Annotated in this window: 12 protein-coding genes; 8 read left to right on the top strand and 4 right to left on the bottom strand. The window is 66.9% G+C overall.

Annotated elements, in window-relative coordinates; genetic code table 11:
• Positions 1 to 67 precede the first annotated feature (67 nt).
• Genes ACO0LV_RS17735 through ACO0LV_RS17710 form a run of 6 tightly spaced genes read left to right on the top strand, consistent with a single transcriptional unit; the run spans position 68 to position 8506 of the window.
• Positions 68 to 1126, top strand: a complete 1059-nt coding sequence (locus ACO0LV_RS17735) for an ABC transporter permease (protein WP_424789255.1) — start codon at positions 68 to 70, stop codon at positions 1124 to 1126.
• On the top strand, positions 1098 to 1940 hold the full coding sequence (locus ACO0LV_RS17730) for an ABC transporter permease (protein WP_424789271.1): 843 nt from the start codon (positions 1098 to 1100) through the stop codon (positions 1938 to 1940). Before ACO0LV_RS17735 ends, ACO0LV_RS17730 begins: the two co-directional genes overlap by 29 nt.
• On the top strand, positions 1937 to 3610 hold the full coding sequence (locus ACO0LV_RS17725; protein WP_424789254.1) for a dipeptide ABC transporter ATP-binding protein: 1674 nt from the start codon (positions 1937 to 1939) through the stop codon (positions 3608 to 3610). Before ACO0LV_RS17730 ends, ACO0LV_RS17725 begins: the two co-directional genes overlap by 4 nt.
• A gap of 21 nt (positions 3611 to 3631) precedes the next feature.
• Complete coding sequence (locus ACO0LV_RS17720) at positions 3632 to 5443, top strand: peptide ABC transporter substrate-binding protein (protein ID WP_424789253.1); 1812 nt, start codon at positions 3632 to 3634, stop codon at positions 5441 to 5443.
• 43 nt (positions 5444 to 5486) lie between these two features.
• Entirely contained in the window at positions 5487 to 7748 is a 2262-nt protein-coding gene (locus ACO0LV_RS17715) for a hypothetical protein (protein ID WP_424789252.1), read from the top strand.
• Positions 7697 to 8506 carry a hypothetical protein gene (locus ACO0LV_RS17710; protein ID WP_424789251.1) on the top strand — a complete coding sequence of 270 codons (810 nt, stop codon included), beginning with the start codon at positions 7697 to 7699 and terminating at the stop codon, positions 8504 to 8506. Before ACO0LV_RS17715 ends, ACO0LV_RS17710 begins: the two co-directional genes overlap by 52 nt.
• A gap of 82 nt (positions 8507 to 8588) precedes the next feature.
• On the opposite strand, the gene ACO0LV_RS17705 is transcribed toward ACO0LV_RS17710, so the two are convergent.
• The 4 genes from ACO0LV_RS17705 to ACO0LV_RS17690 all read right to left on the bottom strand — a co-directional run bounded on the left by ACO0LV_RS17705 (position 8589) and on the right by ACO0LV_RS17690 (position 17380).
• On the bottom strand, positions 8589 to 11480 hold the full coding sequence (locus ACO0LV_RS17705; protein ID WP_424789250.1) for an FIMAH domain-containing protein: 2892 nt from the start codon (positions 11478 to 11480) through the stop codon (positions 8589 to 8591).
• A 106-nt stretch (positions 11481 to 11586) separates the two neighbouring features.
• The gene (locus tag ACO0LV_RS17700; protein ID WP_424789249.1) at positions 11587 to 14460 is read right to left on the bottom strand and encodes an FIMAH domain-containing protein; all 2874 of its coding nucleotides are present in this window, start codon (positions 14458 to 14460) and stop codon (positions 11587 to 11589) included.
• Positions 14461 to 14500: 40 nt separating this feature from the next.
• On the bottom strand, positions 14501 to 16003 hold the full coding sequence (locus ACO0LV_RS17695; protein ID WP_424789248.1) for a hypothetical protein: 1503 nt from the start codon (positions 16001 to 16003) through the stop codon (positions 14501 to 14503).
• 129 nt (positions 16004 to 16132) lie between these two features.
• A complete protein-coding gene (locus tag ACO0LV_RS17690; protein WP_424789247.1) occupies positions 16133 to 17380 on the bottom strand; it encodes a DegT/DnrJ/EryC1/StrS family aminotransferase in 1248 nt (415 codons plus the stop codon).
• A gap of 108 nt (positions 17381 to 17488) precedes the next feature.
• Between ACO0LV_RS17690 and ACO0LV_RS17685 the strand changes: the two genes are divergently transcribed.
• Both ACO0LV_RS17685 and ACO0LV_RS17680 read left to right on the top strand, forming a co-directional pair.
• A complete protein-coding gene (locus tag ACO0LV_RS17685; RefSeq protein ID WP_424789246.1) occupies positions 17489 to 18706 on the top strand; it encodes a DegT/DnrJ/EryC1/StrS family aminotransferase in 1218 nt (405 codons plus the stop codon).
• A gap of 168 nt (positions 18707 to 18874) precedes the next feature.
• The coding region (locus ACO0LV_RS17680) for an IS481 family transposase (protein ID WP_424788533.1) at positions 18875 to 19861 on the top strand (987 nt) is incomplete at its 3' end.

Raw genomic sequence — 19861 nt, 5'->3', positions numbered from 1 at the left:
GAGCGGTCAGCCGGGCGGTCCCCCGCCCGGCTGACCCTCGGCCAACGATGACGAAGCAGAGGTGGGCATGGGAATGATCGGATTCATCGGTCGTCGACTGGTCCGCATGGCCCTGTCGTTGGTCGCGGTGTCGATGCTGGCCTTCACGCTGCTGCAGATGGCCCCGGGGAACTTCGCTGACATCCAGCGGGCCAGTTCCGGAGCCACCGGCATGGCCGGGGAGCAGATGCAGGCGGTGGTCGGTGAGTTCGCCACCCGCTACGGCACGGACGTTCCGGCCTGGCAGCAGTACCTCATCTTCATGCGCGGGGCCCTGACCTGGAACCTGGGTCCCTCCTACCGGTACCCGGCGCAGAACGTGGAGGAACTGATCGCCCAGGGCTTCCCGGTGTCCGGCGCCCTGGCCGTGCTGGCCACGGCGCTGGCCCTGGCGATCTCCATCCCGATCGGGGTGCTCGCGGCCCTGCGACAGCGGTCGCTGTGGGACACCGGCTCGATGTTCGTGCTGACCATGGGCAACGCGCTGCCGAGCTACCTGGTCGGGGTCTTCCTGATCCTGATCTTCTCGGGCTGGTTGCGGATACTGCCCGCTGCTGGATGGTCCGGGCCTGAACATCTGGTGTTACCGGTACTCGCCTTGGCGGTCGGGCCCCTGGCGGTCCTGGCCCGTTACGTCCGCTCCTCAGTGCTGGACACCCTGCGGGAGGAGTACGTCACCGCAGCCCTGGCCAAGGGCGGCAAGTACCGGGTCGTGATCGTCAAGCACGTCCTGCGGAACTCCTTGATTCCCTTGGTGACGGTGAGCGGTCCGATGCTGGCCGCGTTGATGACCGGCACCGTCTTCATCGAGACCATGTTCCGCATCCCCGGCCTGGGTCTGGCCTTCACCCAGGCCGCAACGAGCCGGGATATGCCCTTGCTGATGGGCACCACTTTGTTCTTCGCCATCATCCTGATGGTCACCAACCTGATCGTCGACCTCGTGTACGGCCTTCTCGACCCGCGCGTACGCGCAGAAAGTGGGCGTAAGCTCCGTGGCAGTCGAAACCGCAGAACAACAGCCATCTCCGACCCCGAAGCAGACGAAAGCCAAGGGAATAGGACCGTGGGCAAGAGCCTGGGCTAGGTACCGTCGCAACCGGCTGGCCTTCATCAGCCTGTGGGTTGTGGTAGTCATCGCACTGGTGGCGATCTTCGCTCCGGTGCTCGCTCCCTACCACCACTCCGCGACGAATTACGGCCAGACCCTCGCCGGGATCGGTACCCCCGGGCACCCACTGGGCACCGACGTGCTGGGCCGGGACATCCTGTCCCGGATGATCTTCGGATTCCGCACCGCGCTTCTCGTGGCGTTGGTCGCCGAGGTGATCTCGGTGCTGGCAGCGTTGCTCATCGGCGTAACCGCGGGATACCGCGGTGGCAAGGTCGAGTCCTTCCTGATGGCCATCACCGACGTGATGTACGCCTTCCCGGGGTACCTGTTCGCGGTGCTGCTGGTGACGGTCTTCGGCCGCAGTTTCTGGGCCGTGATGGCCGCGATCGCGGTCGCCGGCTGGGTGACCCAGGCCCGGTTGATGCGCGCCCAGGTGATGACGATCAAGAAGCGGGAGTTCGTCGAGGCGGCCAAGGGCATGGGGGCGAAAGGTCCCACGATCGCCACCCGGTACATCCTGCCGAACGCCCTGGGTCCGCTGCTGGTCACGACGAGCTTCGCCGTCCCGGCCGCGATCACCACCGAGGCGGGTCTATCGCTGCTCGGTCTGGGGATCGCCAACATGCCCTCGTGGGGGGCGATGATCAACGAGGGGGTCCGTTACGCCACGTCGATGCCGCACATGGTCCTCTCCCCGGCATTGGCGTTCGCCGTCACGCTGCTGGCCTTCACCTGGATCGGTGACGGTGTCCGCGATGCCTTCGACGTCACACAGGAGGAAGGGTGAACACACTGCCTCAGAATGCCCAGGAACCGGTCAGCCCGCTGCTGGAGGTCAAGGGCTTGCGGACTGGGTTCCGCCGCGCCGACGGCAGCACCTTCGTGGCCGCCGACGGCGTGGACTTCACCCTGGAAGAAGGTCGCGCCCTGGCGATCGTTGGTGAGTCCGGGAGCGGAAAGAGTGTCTCCGTCCGTTCGCTCCTGCGGCTGCTGCCCAAGACGGCAAAGATCCTCGACGGCGAGGTCCGCTACCGCGGTACCGATCTGCTCACCGTGTCTCCCGGCGCCCTTCGCAAGGTGCGCGGGCGGGAGATCGGGATGGTCTTCCAGAACGCCATGGAGGCGCTGAACCCAACCATCGGGGTGGGCAAGCAACTCGCCGAAGCGCTCACGTGGCACAAACTCTGCTCAAGACGGCAGGCCCGGTCCCGGGCGATCGAGGCCCTGCGTGATGTCGGCATCCCCGAACCCGAACATCGTGCCTCGATGTATCCCTTCCAGTTCTCCGGCGGCATGCGTCAACGCGCGATGATCGCCATGGCCATCATCTCCTCCCCCAAACTGCTCATCGCCGACGAGCCCACCACCGCTCTGGACGTGACCGTGCAGGCCCAGGTGCTGGACCTGCTGGCACAGATCAAGGAGGGTGGCACGGGGATGATCATGGTCACCCACGACCTTGGCGTGGCCCGGCGGTTCTGTGACGACGTCCTGGTGATGAACAAGGGGGAGGTCGTCGAGAAGGGCACCATCGAGCAGGTCCTGGATGATCCGCAGGACTCCTACACCAAGATGCTGCTCTCGGCGACGCTGGAGGTGGGAACCGCTCGAAACACCTCCCGCAACACCGCCGGCCCCATCAAGCCGGGGGGCTCCACCGAGGCGACCGGGGACGCCACCGCCCAGTCCGAACCGATCATCGTCGCCGAGCGCATGCACAAGACGTTCCATACCGCCGGCGGGGATGTCCCGGCCGTGCAGGACGTCAGTTTCCAGATCAGGTCCGGGCGCACGCTGGGGTTGGTCGGGGAGAGCGGTAGCGGCAAGTCCACGGTGGCGCGTCTCGTCATGGGCCTGCACGATCTGGATGAGGGCAAGGTGTCCCTCGACGGGGTGGATGTGCACTCCAAGGAGTCACACCTGTTGCGGAACCGGATGCAGATGGTGTTCCAGAACCCCTACGGCTCCCTGATCCCGCAGTACACCGCCGGTACCAACATCACCGAGGCCCTGCGACTGCAGAAGATCGGCACCAAGGACGAACGTGATGACCGCGCGGCCGAGTTGCTGCGCCTGGTCGGACTTTCCCCTGACGACGCGCAGCGCTACCCCCAGCAGTTCAGCGGTGGACAGCAGCAACGGATCGCGATCGCCCGGGCGTTGGCACCGAACCCGGACGTGTTGATCTGCGATGAACCGACGTCCTCGCTGGACGTGTCCATCCAGGCCCAGATCCTGGAGTTGCTGAACGAGATCCAGGAGCGCCTGGGCGTGGCATACCTGCTCATCTCCCACAACCTGGCCGTCGTGGAGAAGATGTCGGACGCCGTCGCGGTGATGCGAAAGGGAGAGATCGTCGAGTACGGCGATCGAGAGTCCATCTTCACCAATCCCGAACACCCCTACACCCAGCAGTTGCTCGATGCCATCCTGCCCGTCAGAGCGATGGCCGCCTGACGTCTCACCCCCGGAGCCCCTATGTCAGTGTCGACCCCACGTCCGATCCAATCCTGGCTGCGCCTTGCCGCCGTCGCCACCGCCGGCGCGCTGTTGCTGGCTGGCTGCAACCTCTTCGGCAACGGCGGCGCCGGGGTCGAGGACGACGACGAAGACGGCGGCGGGACCGCCGCGCAGGCCCAGGGCGGGCACATCACCGTGCAGGTGACCAACTTCGCCCACATCGACCCGCAGTCGATCACCTTCGGGATGTGGTTGGTGCAAATGGGGCTGTTGGAAGGTCTGGTGCTGCAGACCCCTGACGGCACCGATGTCCGCCCGGGGATGGCGCAGGACTGGGATGTCAGCGATGACGGACTGACCTACACCTTCCACCTGCGGGAGGCGAACTGGTCCAACGGTGAGCCGGTCACGGCCGAGGACTTCATCTGGAGTTATCAGCGCCTGCTCGACCCCGCCCGGGGCACCGGCGGGATCGCAACCGGGGATTCCTCCTACCAGGCGAACCTGGGCATCTTGAACGCGGCCGAGTACAACGCCGGGATCGTGGATGACTTCGACGAGGTGGGCATCCGGGCGCTGGACGAGGCCACGCTGGAGTTCACCCTGGCCGCACCCAATCCCGGGTTCATCATGGGCCTGACCTATCCCTCGATGCTGCCCCTGAACCCGGACGCAGTCGAAGGTGACGACAGTTGGCAGCAGCCGGAGAACTGGGTGGGTAACGGGCCCTACAACCTGGTGGACTGGGTCTCGAACTCCTCCATGCGCCTGGAGCGCAACCCGGAGTACTGGGACAACGAGAACGTCGCCCTGGACAGCATCGACGTCCAACTCATCGAGCAGGGCTCCATCACCACCACAGTGCCCTACGAGAGCGGCGAAGTGGACATCCAAGCACTCGCCGAGCCGGCGGAGGTCACCCGGTTCATCAACGACCCCGACCTCAGTGAGCACCTGATCCTGCTGGAGAACTCCGGCACCACCTACGTCACACCACTGCACAGCGAAAACACGATTCTGCAGGACCAGGAGGTGCGGACCGCGTTGAACCTGGGCCTGGGCAGGGAGCAGATCGCCGGTATCTCCGAACTCACCGAGCCCGCCGCCACGCTCCTCTCCCCCGCCACCCCGGACTGGGGCGAGGACCTGGCCACCCACGAGCAGATGTGGGGCGATGAGGCGGTTGCCGAGGCCCAGCGCCTGCTCGCCGAAGCCGGCTACCCCGACGGTGAGGGCTTTCCCAACCTGACGTTGCTCGCCGGGGCAGACTTCCCGCAACTGGACGCGATCGTGGACACCTGGCAGACCAACCTGGGGATCGATGTCACCAAGGATGTCGTCGAAGTCGGCGTGTACGTGGACCGGCGCTATGACACCCACGATGAGGACTACTTCGGACTCTGGTACGGCTCCTTCTCCGGGATCAGCACCTGGCCCTACCAGGTCCAGCAACTCTGGGATCCGAACATGACCCGGGAGGCCGGGCTGGACATCGACTCATACGCCGAGCTCCTGGAGGTCCAGTCCGACGAATCCCTGAGTTCCAGTGAACGCACCGAGACGGTGGAGCAGATCCGCCACGACGGTACCGAGCCGCTCGCGCGGGAGTTCGCCGAGCGCGTGCTCGACGCCCAGGAGACCGTGGACGAGAACGAGCAACAGGAGATCCTGCGGGACGCCGCCGCGATCCGTGAACGCACCGAACTGTTCCTACCGGTGGTGTGGAACAGCATGTACTACATCGCGCAGCCGCATGTGCAGGGGCTGGAGCTGCGAGCCCAGGCCGACCGGTACTACTTCAAGGACCTCTGGGTGGACGAGGACGCCTAGAGGCCCGCGCACCGCGACTCCCGCGAACCTGACCGGAGGGCCGGTGAAGACGCGAGCCACCTACTACACCCCGGAGCGGGTGCAGGCCGCCCGGGCCAATGTGGCCGAACTCGCGTGGGCGGGCCGGATCCGCGACACGGCGGTGGCGGCGGCGCAGGAGGCCATCGATGCGGGTGCGGAGTGGTTGTGGGAGTCGGTCACCACCCAGGGCCTGCCACGAAGTTTCGCGGTCAACCAAGACCTGGGTTCACCCATCACGGGAACCGACATCTTCGAGTACGGCAACTACCCGTGGCTCGCCGACCCGTATGCGCGGCCCTGGAAACTCGAGGATCCCAGTTCGGGTTACATCTTCCCGACCAATGACTTCGCGGCCTTCTACGCCAGCGCGCTGGACGCCAACGGTAATTTCAACCGCGACCTCGGGGACCCGCAGTACCTGGTGAACACCGCCTACCCGGAGCGGGGCCCGGACTGGGGCGTGGACGATGGCTGGGGATGGGTCGACGACGACGGTGCGAAGTGGACGCTCTGCGCCTACTACAACCACTGGTTCCTCTGGCATGCCCCGTTGCCGGTCGGCGATCACGACATGACCAGCATCCGGCGAGGGTTGGAGGCCCTACGGGACGCCTTCCTCTACACCGGCGACCTGACCTTCGCCCAGCACGGGATCGTGCTGCTGGATCGGTTCGCCGACGCCTACCCCGCGATGGACACCTCGGTGTACACCGTCGGGGACGGCTACCGGAACTCCGACGGCGGCCGTGGCAGGGGAAAGGCGGTGGGGTCGATCTGGGAGAACGGCCTGGTCGGCAGCCTGACCACCGCGTACGACGCCTTCTACCCGGCCCTGAGCGAGAGTGATGAGGCAGGCGTGCTGGAGTTGCTCTCGGCCAAGTCCGAACAGTACGGCCTGGCGCCCAAGGAGACCGTCGCGGACGTCCGCGCCAACATCGAGCACGGCGTGCTGCGCCAGATCTACCCGGCGGTCCGCGGCGCCCAGATCTTCGGCAACTTCGGGATGCACCAGAACACCCTGGCCCAGGCCGCCGTCGTGCTGGATGAGCCGGAGGCCGCGAAGGAATGGCTGGACTTCCTCTTCGCCGCCGGCGGTCTGGTCAACGAGGGCGGCGGCGACTCGTCGGTCACCGGTGGGAACGTGGCGCCCACACTCGTCGACAGCGTGGACCGTGACGGCTGGTACCAGGAGGGCGCGCCCGCCTACAACATCCTGGCCATCAACAATCTGCAGAACATGGCCGACACCTTGGACGGCTTCGACACCTATCCGGTGGCAGACGTCGCCAGTCATCCCAAGTTCGAGGCGATGGTCGCTGCCCGGCCGCGGCTGACCATGCTGTCCACCTACACTGCCTCGATCGGGAACTCCGGTCAGACCGGGAAGCCACTGCTGATGGGCACAGCAGACCGTTACGTCGATGCCTTCGAACGCTACGGTGACCCGGTCGACGCCCAGATGGCCTACCTCCTCAACGGCAACACCACCGAGGGCCTGCGGTCCGACGTCTTCAGTCCCGACGCCGCCGGGATCGAGGACCGGATCGGTGCGGTCATCGACGAGAGCGGCCCGCTCGACCTCGGCAGCGAGGACCTGACCGGCTTCGGCCTGGCGATCCACCGCACCGGATCCGGGGGCAACGAACGGGCGATGACCACCTCGTACAGTTCGAACCACTGGCACGGCTACCGCACCGCACTGGCGCTGGGACTGTTCGGGCAAGGAGTGGACCTGATGCCGGGCATGGGCTCACCGGAGTTCACCAGCACCAACGCGCGACGGTTCGAGTGGGAGTCCAACACGGTCGCCGGCAACACCGTGGTCGTTGACGGCACCCCGCACGCATCGATGCAGGTGGGGCGACCGTTGGGATTCTTCGTCGGGGGCGGCGTGAACATGAGCGACGTGGAGGCTCCCGGGGCGTACCCCGAGGCGGATACGTACCGGCGCACCTCCGTACTCGTCGAGATCGACGACGAGCGCTACTACATCCTGGACGTGTTCCGGGTCCGCGGCGGCAGTGAGCACGTCTTCTCCTTCCATACCGCCGAGGGCCCGGCCACGCGGCCGGGGTCGAACTCATCGACCAGCCCACCGGAAGTTACGCGGGCCCCGGCATCGACCCACCCGACCCGGGTGGCGAACCCCGTCCGGGGGCCAGCGGGTTCGACTGGTTGGGCAACGTCCAGCGCGGCAATCCGGAGGGGCCCTTCAGCATCGACTGGGAGATCGTGGACACCTACGGCGTGCTCGACGGCGAACCGGACCTGCACATGCGGATGAGGGTGCTGAGCGACGTCGAGGAGGTCGCACTCGCCGATGGGATCCCCCCGCGGAACAAGCCCGGCAACCCCGAGTCACTTCGCTATGCGTTGTTACGACGCACGGGAGAGACCCTCGACAGCAGGTTCACCTCGGTGTTCGAGCCGTTCATCGGAAGCAGTGCGATCTCCCAGGTTCGTACTCTGCCGGTCAGCGGTGACGACACCGACGGCATCGCTGCCGTCGAGGTCGAACTCATCGACGGCACCAGACACTGGCTCGTGCATGACCCCGACGGGAGCCGGGAGGTCACCGTCGATGGCCGGGTCAACGTCACCGGCACCTTCGCGATCATCCGGTTCGACCACGAGCAGAACGCGGTCAGTATGGACGGGTACGGAATTCAGGACATTCGCGACGGCAGTCACCCGCTCCTCGCCGGCCGGCACCGTCGCGCGACCCTGACCGGAGTCGTCACCGAGCGTAGCGACGCGTTGGAGGCCAGCGCCACGATGGTGATCCAGTTGGATGCCCCAGCCGGGCCGGTGGCTGAGCAGGACCTGGTGGGACGGTACGTCTACGTCGACGACGACGGCGAGCCGAACGCCGCCTTCCGCATCGCGGCTGCACGCGGCAGGGGTCCGGGACTGGAGTTGGACGTGAACACCACGTTCGTGCGCGAGTACCTCGATGCCGACGATCCGGAGGCCGGGTACGTCTACGACGTCGAGCCCGGTAGGCGGGTGCGGATCCCGGCGCCGGCTCACTGGGAGCGGTAACGGCCGCCTCACGGGGAGCGATGAATCAGCATGAGTGAGGCGGACGCGCCGGGCGCGTCCGCCTCACTCATGCTCCCGGTTCTCAGGTAAGGCGGGCCAGTACCGTGCTTGCCTGCTCGCGCAGGTCCTGCTGTGCCACGTCACTGAGGGTGTCCGGAGGCGTGGGGTCGTCCAGATGGCGGATGAACCGCTCCAGCGCACGCGTGGCCGGCGTGGTGCGGTCGGCCTCCAGATGCTGCTGTGCCTGCGTGGTGGCGTTGGTGAGCTGGTCCGCGATCGGCCCGTCCACATCCCCGGAGTCGATGTAGCTCTCCAGGCTCGAGATCAAAGTTCCGATCCCGCCGGCCTGCGCACTGGCCTGCGGCACGATGCGCAGCAGCGTGGTGGCGGCATCCCGCGTGTACAGGTTTCCGTAGTCGTCCATGGTCAGGAACGGCCCGGCGCCGTCGATCAGGACCTGCAAGTCCTCCGCCGAGCCGGCGTGCAGGGTTGCTGCCGGGTCGAAACCGAAGACTCGCCCGCCCGCATTGGCGTAGACGGTGCCGTCGGAAGCGGTGGTCATCCGGGCATAGTTGCCCGCGATCCGCGATCCCGGCTTATGGTCATCGAAGATCTCCTCGGCGTGCACCCATTCCAGCGTCTGCGGGTCCATCGCCAACAGCCAGCCCTCGGCGTAGAACCACACGGTGCCCTCGGCATCGGTCGTCGAGGCGCTGACGGCCCGCAGACCGGGCACCGGCAACTCGATCTCCTGGATCTCCTCGGTGCCCACGTCGAAGACCAGCACGCTGGTCTCCTCCTGCAGCGGCAGGCTGGTGTAGGCGAAGAAGATGTTTCCCCCGCCGAAGATCCGCTCTCCGCTACCGGTGAGGGTATCCACGGACAGGTGTCCGATCGGACCCTCGATGGTGTGACACTCACCGGTGCCCAGGTCGAGCCAACCGAACGCGCCGACATCCTGAGCCTCCCCGGCCTGTGATCCGAAGTAGATCCGGTCGTCGACGCCATGCAGTCCATAGGGACGGTTCTGACCGGCGCCGATGGTGCATTCCGCTCTGGGGCCCTGGCCTTCCTCGAGTTCGGCGGCCGTGAAGGAGGTGATCGTCCCGCCCGGGTAGTTGCCCTGGTAGATGCGCCCGTCGTGAAGGATCATCTCCTCGGCTTGACCCCCGAGTTGCCACGACTGTTGCCGGTCGCCGCGCATCGGCGACTCCGCGGCGATTCCGCCGCCGAGGTAGCCGGCTGAGTAGATCCGCCCGTCCGCCCCGGTGGCCAGGCTGTTGATGCGGCGTGAAACATCGGGAACGTCCGGGACCTGTTCGACGTCGATCGTCTCGGTCTCGATGTTGTAGCGGGTCAGGAACCCGTAGGCGTTGATCCCGACGAGGGTGGCGCCGGGCCACTGCGGGTCGTCCAACTCGACGATGTCCCACTGCCGGGCGAGGATGACCACGTCCTCGGGGAGTTGGGTCTCCTCTCCGGTGAGGATGTTGTAGCGGAACAGCGGCCAGCCCTCGTAGCCGGCCTTGGTGTAGTAGATGTGGTCGTCGTGGATGGGGCTGGAACCGGGGTGGGCCACACCGCGGATCTCATCGACCACCTCGACCTGCAGTTCGCCGTCGTCGGTACGCTCCACGTCGAGGATGACGAGCCAGTCGTTGCCGGCGCTGGTGGCATCCCCGGTCCAGGCCAGCACGTGGCCCTGGCTCATCACGATGTCCCGGACCTGGACGGAGTCCTGGATCTCCTCATCGAGCAGCGGGGCGAGGTTCTCGCACTCGTTCGTGTCGATGCTGCATGCGAACAGGTTGACCTGGTTTCCCGTGCCCACGAACACCGTGCGACTGGCCTCGTCATAGCCCATGGAGCGGGTGTAGTTGGCCTCATCGGTGAGCGGCAGTTCGCCGAGGACCCCGGTGAATCCCTCGCCCTCGGTGAAGGTGTAGACCGAGGCCCCGGGGTAGCCGTCGGTCGGCTCTCCCCAGCCGCCACCGTAGCCGTTCCCGTCCTCATCGAAAGCGACGTTGTAGGCGAAACTCCAGGCCGGGATATCCGGCTGCCCGGCGTTCACCGCTTCCTCCTCCCCCGGGGTGTACAGCCACAATGCGCCGGCACCGTAGGTCCCGACGTACACGGTGCCGGTAACCGGGTTCTGGTTCACCGCCCAGCCCCCGGTGGCGCCCGGTAGCCGAACCGATCGGGTGACCTCCCCGGTGAGGATGTCCGTGGCGACGAGGATTCCCGGGTCGTCCTCGCTTCCGGTGGCCATCGCCCAGACCACGTCCCGGCCGTTCTCATCCACCCCGGCCTCGCTGGAGAAGAACTGCGGACGCTCGTTGATCTGGGCAGCGAGGCTGGTGTACTCGGCGCTGATCAGCACGTTGTCGACGTCCACCGCGCCGGTGGCGCCGACCTCCACCTGCACCGCGGCGGCACCTTCCGGAGTATCGGCGTCGACACGTAAGCGTTCGGGATCAACCTGGCCCCGGTCGGAGTCCAGCACCTCTCCGTCACCGTCCACCCAGTGCAGGCTGAGCCACGCCTGGCCCTCCCCGGTCACATCCGCCCACGCGGTGTAGCGCACGCCGGCCTCGACGGGCACGGCCTCAGCAAGTGCGCCGGCCTGCTCGCATGCGCCGGTTGCATCGATCGCCAGTGCCTGGGCACCATCTGTGGACCAGTCCGTGGTGACCGCCAAGGCGTCCGCGCACTCCTGGTTCGCGACGGCGCCCGCGCCATCGGAAGCGCTCCACCCGGCCAGGTCCTCCTCGAAACTGTGGTTGGACAGGAGGGTGTCCCCGTCGACGACCGTGGGATCGGTCTGTGCGTGCGCCGGAGCCCCGACGGGAGGCACCAACAGGGCTGCGGACACCAACCCGGCGGAGGCGAGCGCAGCCACTCGCCGGGCGGGAACCCGTTCACGCGTCGGTGTCGACGGCACACCGCGCCGGCTGAGTGCGGAAAGGGAGGGCATCATTGACCTTTCGGTTGGGACCAATAGAGCCTGCTGGGTTGGTTGGTGTGGTTGCTGTCTCGCCGGTTGTGGCCCCCGCAGCAGGACGAGGGGACGGCGAACCTGGCTACACGAGACCGTCCAGGATCGCGGTGGCCTGGTTGCGCAGGTCATCGCGGGCCCGGTCGCTGAGGGTGTCCGGCCTCCTCGGGTCGTCCAGGTCAGTGATGAACTGTTCCAAGGCCCGGGTCGCCGGGGTGGTGCGTTCGGCCTCCAGGTGCCGCTCGGCCTGCTCAGCGTGCTGAGTGAGTTGGCGTGCGATCGGGCCCGCCACGTCCCCGGAGTCGATGTAGTCCTCCAGGGTGGAGCGCAGCGCCGTGATTCCACCGGTCTGCCCGGCACTCTCCGGAACGATCCGCAACAGGTCCGTGACGCCGTGGCTCACGTAGACGTTGTCGTAATCGTCCAGTGTCAAGTGGGCGCCGGCACCGTCGTAGAGCACGTCCACGGCCTCCGCTACCGAACCCGCATCTGCTGCCTGGTCGGGGTCGAACCCGAAGACCCGGCCGGCGGCGTTGCCGTAGATGGTGCCGTGCGTGCCCGCCACCATCCGGGCGTAGTTTCCCGCGATGCGCTCACCGGGCTTGTGGTCGGGGAAGACCTCCTCGGTCTGCGTCCACTCCAGCGTGTCGGGGTCCATCGCCAGCAACCAACCCTCGGCATAGAGCCACACCGTGCCATCTGCGGCAGTGACTACGGCATTGATGGACCGCAGGTCGTCGACGGGCGGCTCGATCTCCTGGATCTCCTCGGTGGCCTCATCGAAGACCATGAGCGTGGCCTCGTCCTGGAGCGGCAGCCCGTCCCAGCTGTAGAAGATGTTCCCCGCGCCGAAGACCTTCCCGGCGCTCGAGGTCACCGAGTTGATCGACTGGTGGCCGATGGGCCCGGCGATGGTGGCGCATTCTCCGGTGGTGGAGTCGAACCAGCCGAAGGCGCCTTGATCCTGCCCTTCGCCGGCCTGGCTGCCGAAGTAGATCCGATCACCCGAACTGTGCAGAGCATAGGGGCGGTTCTGGCCGGCGCCGATCGTGCAGTCGATTCTGGGCTGGGATCCGTCCGCCAGTTCTTCGGCGGTGAAGGAGTTGATCGTTCCACCGGGGTAGATCCCTTGGTAGACCCGGCCGTCGTGCGCCAGCATGTGCTCGGCCTGACCGCCCAGCGGGAAGGTCTGATGCTGGTCGTCGCGCATCGGAACGGCCTTCCCGATCCCGCCGGTGAGGTAACCGGCGGAGTAGACCCGCCCGTCCTCACCTGTGGCCAGGCTGTTCACCTGCAGCGCCACGTCGGGGATGTTCTCGGCTGCGTTGCTCTCGAGGTTGCCCGTCTCGATGTTGTACTTGACCTGGATCCCGCCGGAGTTCCAGCCGACCACACTCGGCCCCGGCCAGTCGGGGTGGTCGAGGTCGATGACGTCCCAACTACGAGAGAAGATGCCCGTCGGGGCGTCGAGCCGGGTCTCCTCACCCGTGACCACGTTGTAGGAGAACAGCGGATTGCCTGCCTCGTTCATGTTCGCCTTGGTGTAGTAGATGTGATCGTCCACCACCGGTGTGGAGCCGTTGAAGACGACCTCGGCGATCTCATCGACCACGTCAACCTGCAACTCACCGCTGTCATCGCGGTCCACCTGCAGCACGAGCAAGGCGTCGTTGCCGGTGCTCGCACCGTCACCGGCCCAGGCCATCACATAGCCACCGCCGGCCCTCAGGCCGTAGACCCACGGCCGTTCCTGCAACTCCTCACTGAAGAGTGACGTCAGGTCTACGCACTCGCCGTCGTCGATGCCGCAACCGAAGAGGTGCATCTGAGTGCCCGTACCCGCAAAGACGGTGCGGCTGACCTCGTCGTAGCCCACGGCACGGGTGTAGTAGGCGTCATCGACGAGCGGCAGGTCACCCAGCACTCCGGTGAATCCCTCTCCCTCGGTGAACGTGTAGATCGAGGCTCCCGGGTAGCCGTCCGTGGGCTCACCCCAACCGCCGCCGTAGGCGTTGCCCTCCTCGTCGAAGTCCATCTGGTAGGCGAAACTCCAGGCCGGGATGTCCGGGCGGCCGACGTTGACCGCCTCCTCCTCCCCCGGTGTGTACAGCCACAGCGCGCCGGCACCGTAGGTCCCGACGTAGACGGTTCCGGTCACGGGATTCTGTTTGATCCCCCACGCACCTGTCGCACCGGTGAGGCGGACCACCCGCGTGACCTCATCGGTAAGGATGTCGGTCACGGTCATCACTGCCCCTACCGCTGGTTGCGCGGTTGCCACGGCGTAGGTGACGGCACGGCCGTTCTCGTCCACGCCCGCAGTTGACCCGAGATAGCTCGCACGATTGGTGATCTGGTCCGCGAGCACGGTGTACTCGGCGCTGATCAGCACGTTGTCGGCGTTGACCGAACCCGTGGCGCCGACCTCCACCCGCGCCGCGGCCGCGCCCTCGGGAGCGAGCGCGGCAACGCGCAACCGATCACCCTGGACCTGACCGCGCTCCCCGGCCTCGTCGATCAGGTCGCCGTCGCCGTCGACCCAGTGCAGTCCCAGCCACGCCTGACCCTCGCCGGTCACATCGGCCCACACCGTGTACCGCTGGCCGGGCTCAACCGCGGTCACTTCACTGAGGGCTCCGGCCTGCTCACAGCCATCGACGGCATCGATCGCCAGCGCCTGCGCCCCATCAGTGGACCAGTCCGTGCTGATGGACAACGCATCTTCACACGCCGCACCGGCGCTGTCCCCACTGCCGTCGGAGAGGCTCCACTCAGCCAGACCCTCCTCGAAGGTGTGATTGCTGATCAACACGTCGCCCTCGGCGATCACCGGGGTGGGGTCGGCGTGTGCCGGAGCCCCACCCGGAGGCACCAGCAGCGCAGCCGAGAGCAGCCCGGCAGCGGCAAGCACACCCCCTACCCGGACCTGGTCACGCTTCTTCTCGTCCGAACCGGACATGTCTCTCCTTCGGTGAGGCTGTGCGAGTCGGCGTCAGCGCCTACGCGGTGTGATTGAGATAGCCGATGCCGAGCGCGTGGGAGCCCTGGGAAGGTTCCAGCGGCTCGGCCTGGTAGACCCGGAGCACGTGGTCATGGATCGCCGGTTCCACGTCGTGCAGCATCAGCCAGCGCGCTGACTGCACCGCGTTGGCCGGTGCGGCGTCCTGGGTCCCGTCCACGCGGAACCAGACCGAGTCCTCGTCCCGGATCACGTTCTGGGTGAACGTCCTCGCGAGCCGTTGCCGCATGTCGCTGAGGTCCTCGATGCCGGCATCGTGCACGCTTTGCAGGAACTCCAACGTGATGGCGGCGTGGCTGATGTCCTCGGCGACCGTGATTCCGGAGTACCACGGGGTGTAGGTGGACAGGTCCTCCTCGACGGCGTAGCCGCTGTACTTCGCGCCGTAGGGCTGCCAGTACGGCCAGATGATCGTGTCGCCGTCGGACTCCACGCCCGCACGGAACGATCGCATCATGGCTTCCAGGCGCCTGCGCAGCGGGGCCGTGGGGGTGAGGTGGAAGAGTTCGGCATAGACCGCCCCCATGGCGTGGCCCTGGTTGTAGGGCTGCATCAGTCCGTCCCACGGAATGGGCGCGTTCCTGGCCCACCAGAAGTCGCCCCGGCCGTGCTCATCGATGGCGAACTCGTCCCAGTGGAAGTCCACCGCCTCCTGAACCGCTCGGCGCACACGCGCGGCGAACGCCTGCCGCCGGGCGTACCGGGGCGATCCGAGGACGGTGCGCACGTAACGGGCCAACGGTCGCACCACCATGCCGGTGTGCACACTGAAGACGTAGAACTGCGGCTCGAAGTCGATCGAAGAGGCCGCCACCTGGTCGCCTTCATCGTGGCTCTCGCGGTGATCGAGTGCGGTCCAGCGCCTGGTCCCGTTGAACAGGGCATGAACCGCGTCGACCACGTAGTCCGGCGAGGCAGGGTCAAGGCTCACGCCGGTGAGGGTCTCGGCCGAACTGGGGTGTGTGAGTTCAAGATCGAAGTGCTCGCCGGAGACGTTGGTGACTGTCGCGCGGGCCTCCGCCGAACGCACCCCGGCCCAGCGGATCTGGATGCCGGGTGATCCGTCGGACAACGCGAACTCCGCGTGGCCGGCCGTGTAGTTGCCGGCGGCGCGCCATCCTGGGCCGGAGACGCCGCGGTAGTCGGTGACGCCGCGCGCGGCGTCGGTGCTGGCCAGCACGTGGCGTGCCCGCTCCTCGAAGGTGTCCAGGTAGGCCTCGTCCTCATACCGCTCGTACATCAGCAGCAGTCCGAGCAGATAGTAGGACTCCCCCCAGGCGTACAGTCCTGCCTCGTTGTGCTGGGCGCCCAGGTCCAGGTAGGCCTGCTCCGCGACGGCGAAGGCCTCCGGTGAGGTGTAGTCCAGCATCGTGGCCGGGGCGGGTGCGCCGAGGGCGTTCGGCGCCCGGCCCAGGAGGGCCAGGGCCAGTGTGGACGATCCACCGACCATCAGACTGCGCCGGCTCAGAGTTGGCAGGGACATCATCGACCTTTCCGTCACGCTTCTTCACGCTGATCCGGAAACGGTATTAGGTCCTACCCGTAATGGTCAATAGACCCGACAGAATCAGAAAGGCCGGGAGGGCGCGAACCACCCTCCCGGCCGACCTGCTCATACCCGCTTGGCTGCGTGGACCTTCGACAGTGCCGCACCGATGTCCGCGACGTCGTCGTCGCTGTAGTTCTCGTTCCAACCGATCACCAGCAGGCGCCGGTCGATCAGATCCTCGGTGTTCGGGCAGAGCCCGGGAGCATAGTCCGGCACGGCGGTGGCGGGTGGCACCACGAGCGGATACCCCGAGTCTCCGTATGTGCGGCGCTCGGTGAACACCGGCGTCAGGTACAACGGGCGGACGATGTAGCCACCATTGGCCGGGATTCCCTCGGCAGCCAGAGCCCTGGCGTAGTCGGGTGCGTCACCTCCCGCGCTCTCGGGATCGATGAAGATCGGGAACTGCCAGTAGACCGTTCCGCGCGGGTCTGCGGCACTGAGGCCGTCCAGGCCGGCGACAGTCCGGGTCAGGAGCGCGGCCGCGCGTTGCCGGTCCTCCACCACACCGGCGAGTCGGGGCAGTTGTGCCCGGGCGACCGCCGCCTGGAGTTCGGTCATCCGGTAGTTCAGTCCGAGGAACAGGTGGCTGCGCTCATCGGTGTCCCGTGGCCAGGCCTTGTCGGCGAACAATCTGGCCCGTCGAGCCAGATCTGCATCATCGGTGATCGTGAGCCCGCCGTCGCCGGCGGTGATGTGCTTGGACTGCTGGAGACTGAAGCAACCGATATGGCCGACCGTGCCGGCCAGCGCGGCATCGGGCCCCACCGTCGTCAGGTACGCCTGGGCGCAGTCCTCGATCACGACGATTCCCAACGGGTCGGCCAGCGCGCGCAACTGCGCCACCGGGGCCGGTTGACCGAAGAGGTGGACGACGATGATCGCCTTGGTGCGGTCGGTGATGCGGGCCGCGACGGCGTCGACGTCGAGATTCCCGCTCGCTGGATCGACATCAGCGAAGACTGGCACCGCGTTCTGCGCCAGGATGGGCAGCACGGTGCCGGCGTCCGACAGGCCCGTGGTGATGATCTCGTCGCCGGGCTCAGGATCCACCGCGGCTACGGCAAGATGGATGGCCGAAGTCCCCGACCCCGAGGCGACGACGTGGTCCACGCCGTAGTACTCGGCGAACTCACGCTCGAACTCACGGGTGACGGGTCCGACGGTGGAGTTGAGTTGGCCGCTACGCAACACATCGAGCACGGCCTCCTCCTCAGCGGCCCCAATCCGACGGCCGGACGCATTGGATACGGTCGGAAACGGACGGTCACGGACGGGTTCGCCACCATCGACGGCAAGGCGATTAGGCATCAATGCCTCCTAGATCGGTTGATCGGGCAATCCCTACCCTATCGACGTTGAGGATTATTGTCGCTAGCCTAATGTCATATCCGGACAGCCGAAATGGAGACTATTCAGATGACCTCGACGCTCGCTCTGCACGGCGGCACTGCCGCACTGGCCGATGTGCCCGCTCTGCCTCGCTGGCCCCAGGGTGGCCAGGAGGAGGAACAGGCCCTCGTCGACGTGCTCCGGTCGGGCGCTTGGGGCAGCACGCATGGCGAGGTGGTGCGTAACTTCGAAGGCGAGTTCGCGCAGTTCCAGCAGACCAAGCACGCTGTCGCCCTCGCCAACGGCACCCTTGCCCTGGCTGCGTCCCTTCGCGCCACTGGAGTGGGCGTGGGTGATGAGGTGATCGTGCCCCCGTACACCTTCATCGCCACCGCATCCGCCGCCCTGTTCGTCGGGGCCATCCCGGTCTTCGCCGATGTGGACGAGCACACCCACCTGCTGGATCCAGCCGCCACCGAAGCCGCGATCACCGAACGCACCAAGGCGATCATTCCCGTGCACCTGGCCGGCAACGTCGCGGACATGGACGCGTTCCAGGCGATCGGCGAGCGTCACCAGGTGGCCATCATCGAGGATGCGGCCCAGGCAGTCGGGGCCCAGTGGCAGGGACGGGGCGTCGGTGCCCTGGGCGACGTGGGCACATTCAGTTTCCAGACGTCGAAGAACCTCAGTGCCGGGGAGGGCGGCATCGTCACCACCGACGACGACGCGCTGGCCGCGGCCCTCTACTCACTGGTCAACGTCGGGCGAGTGCCCGGCGGGGGCTGGTATCAGCACGACTCCGTCGGCTACAACCTCCGCCTGACCGAGTTCCAGGCAGCCATCCTGCGGGTTCAGTTGCGCCAGCTCCCCGAGCTGCAGCGCCAGCGCGCTGCGAACGACGCCCTGCTCCGCGACCTGCTCTCCGATGTGGAGGGCGTGCAGATCGCCACCCCGGATCCGCGGGTCACCAGCCACGGGCACCACCTGTTCATCTTCCGAGTGCCCGAACTCGGTTCCCAGGGCAAGCGCGATGCCGCCGTCGAGGCACTCGCTGCCGAAGGTGTGCCCGGGGCCTCGCCCGGTTACGTGCCGCTACACCGGAACGAGGCGGTGGCCAACGAGAGCCGCGCCCTGGCCGAGCGTCTCGGTCAGCCGTTGCCGCAAGCGGCCTGCCCGAGTGCCGATCGCGTCTCATCCGACACCATCTGGCTGCCGCAGTTCTCTCTGCTCGGTTCCGATGAACAGACCGAGGCGATCGCCACCGCGATCACGAAGGTCGCCGGCGCCACCGACGCTCTCTGAACTCGACGCGTTCCTGTCGACCGATGAGCAGTGACCTAGCGCGCGCGCAACTAGATGTACCCAGCCAGGACGTTGGTGACACTCGCCGGCTTGGTTCGTTGACGTGAGGAGGACCTCCGGGTGAGGTGTGGCTTGTCGACAGTCCACATCTACTTCCCGGAGGTCCTCATGTCCCACCGTAATGCCCGCCTGACCGTCCACGGCCGCCGGTTGGTGGTCCAGCGAGTGCGCGAGGAAGGGTGGGCGGTGGCCCATGCTGCCAAGGCGATGGGGATCTCTCGTCAGTGTGCCCACCGCTGGCTCAAGCGCTACGACGCCTACGGCCCAGATGGTCTGGCCGAGCGCTCCAGCCGCCCCCATCACAGCCCACGAGCAATCCCGGCCCGGGTGGCCGAGCAGATCCTGGCCTGTCGAGGCAAGTACCGTCGCGGGCCAGACTGGATCGGCGCCGAACTGGGCGTGCCGGCCCGTACCGTGGCCAGGGTGCTGCGCCGGGCGCAGGTGCCCTACCTGCGGGAGTTGGACCCGATGACCGGTGAGCAGATCCGCGCCTCCAAGGCCACCGCGACCCGATATGAGCGCGACCGGCCCGGGGAGCTGGTCCACGTGGATGTGAAGAAACTGGGCAAGATCCCCCACGGTGGCGGCTGGCGCGCCCACGGGCGAGCCGCTGCGAACAAGACCAAGGACAAGACCCGGCGCATCGGCTATGACTATGTCCACTCCATGGTCGATGACCACACCCGCCTGGCCTACTCCGAGATCCACGACGATGAGAAAGCCACCACCTGCGCCGCTTTCCTGGCCCGGGCGGCAGACTACTTCGCCGCCATGGGCATCGTGGGGATCGAGCGGGTGATGACTGACAACGCCTTCGCCTACCGCCACGGCCGTGCCTTCATCGACGCGGTCGCTGACCTCGGGGCGGTGCAGAAGTTCATCCGACCCCACTGCCCCTGGCAAAACGGCAAGGTGGAGCGGTTCAACCGCACCCTGCAGACCGAGTGGGCCTACCGCCACCTCTTCACCAGCAACCAGGCCCGCCGCAACGCCCTTGCGCCCTGGCTGCACACCTACAACACTGAACGCCGCCACAGCGCACTCGGCGGCCTACCCCCGATCAGCCGAGTGTCACCAACGTCCTGGCTGGGTACA

It is taken from the genome of Pseudactinotalea sp. Z1739 (assembly GCF_049725055.1).
GTDB lineage: Bacteria > Actinomycetota > Actinomycetes > Actinomycetales > Beutenbergiaceae > CALKWS01.
This window is presented reverse-complemented; position numbering and strand designations above follow the sequence as displayed.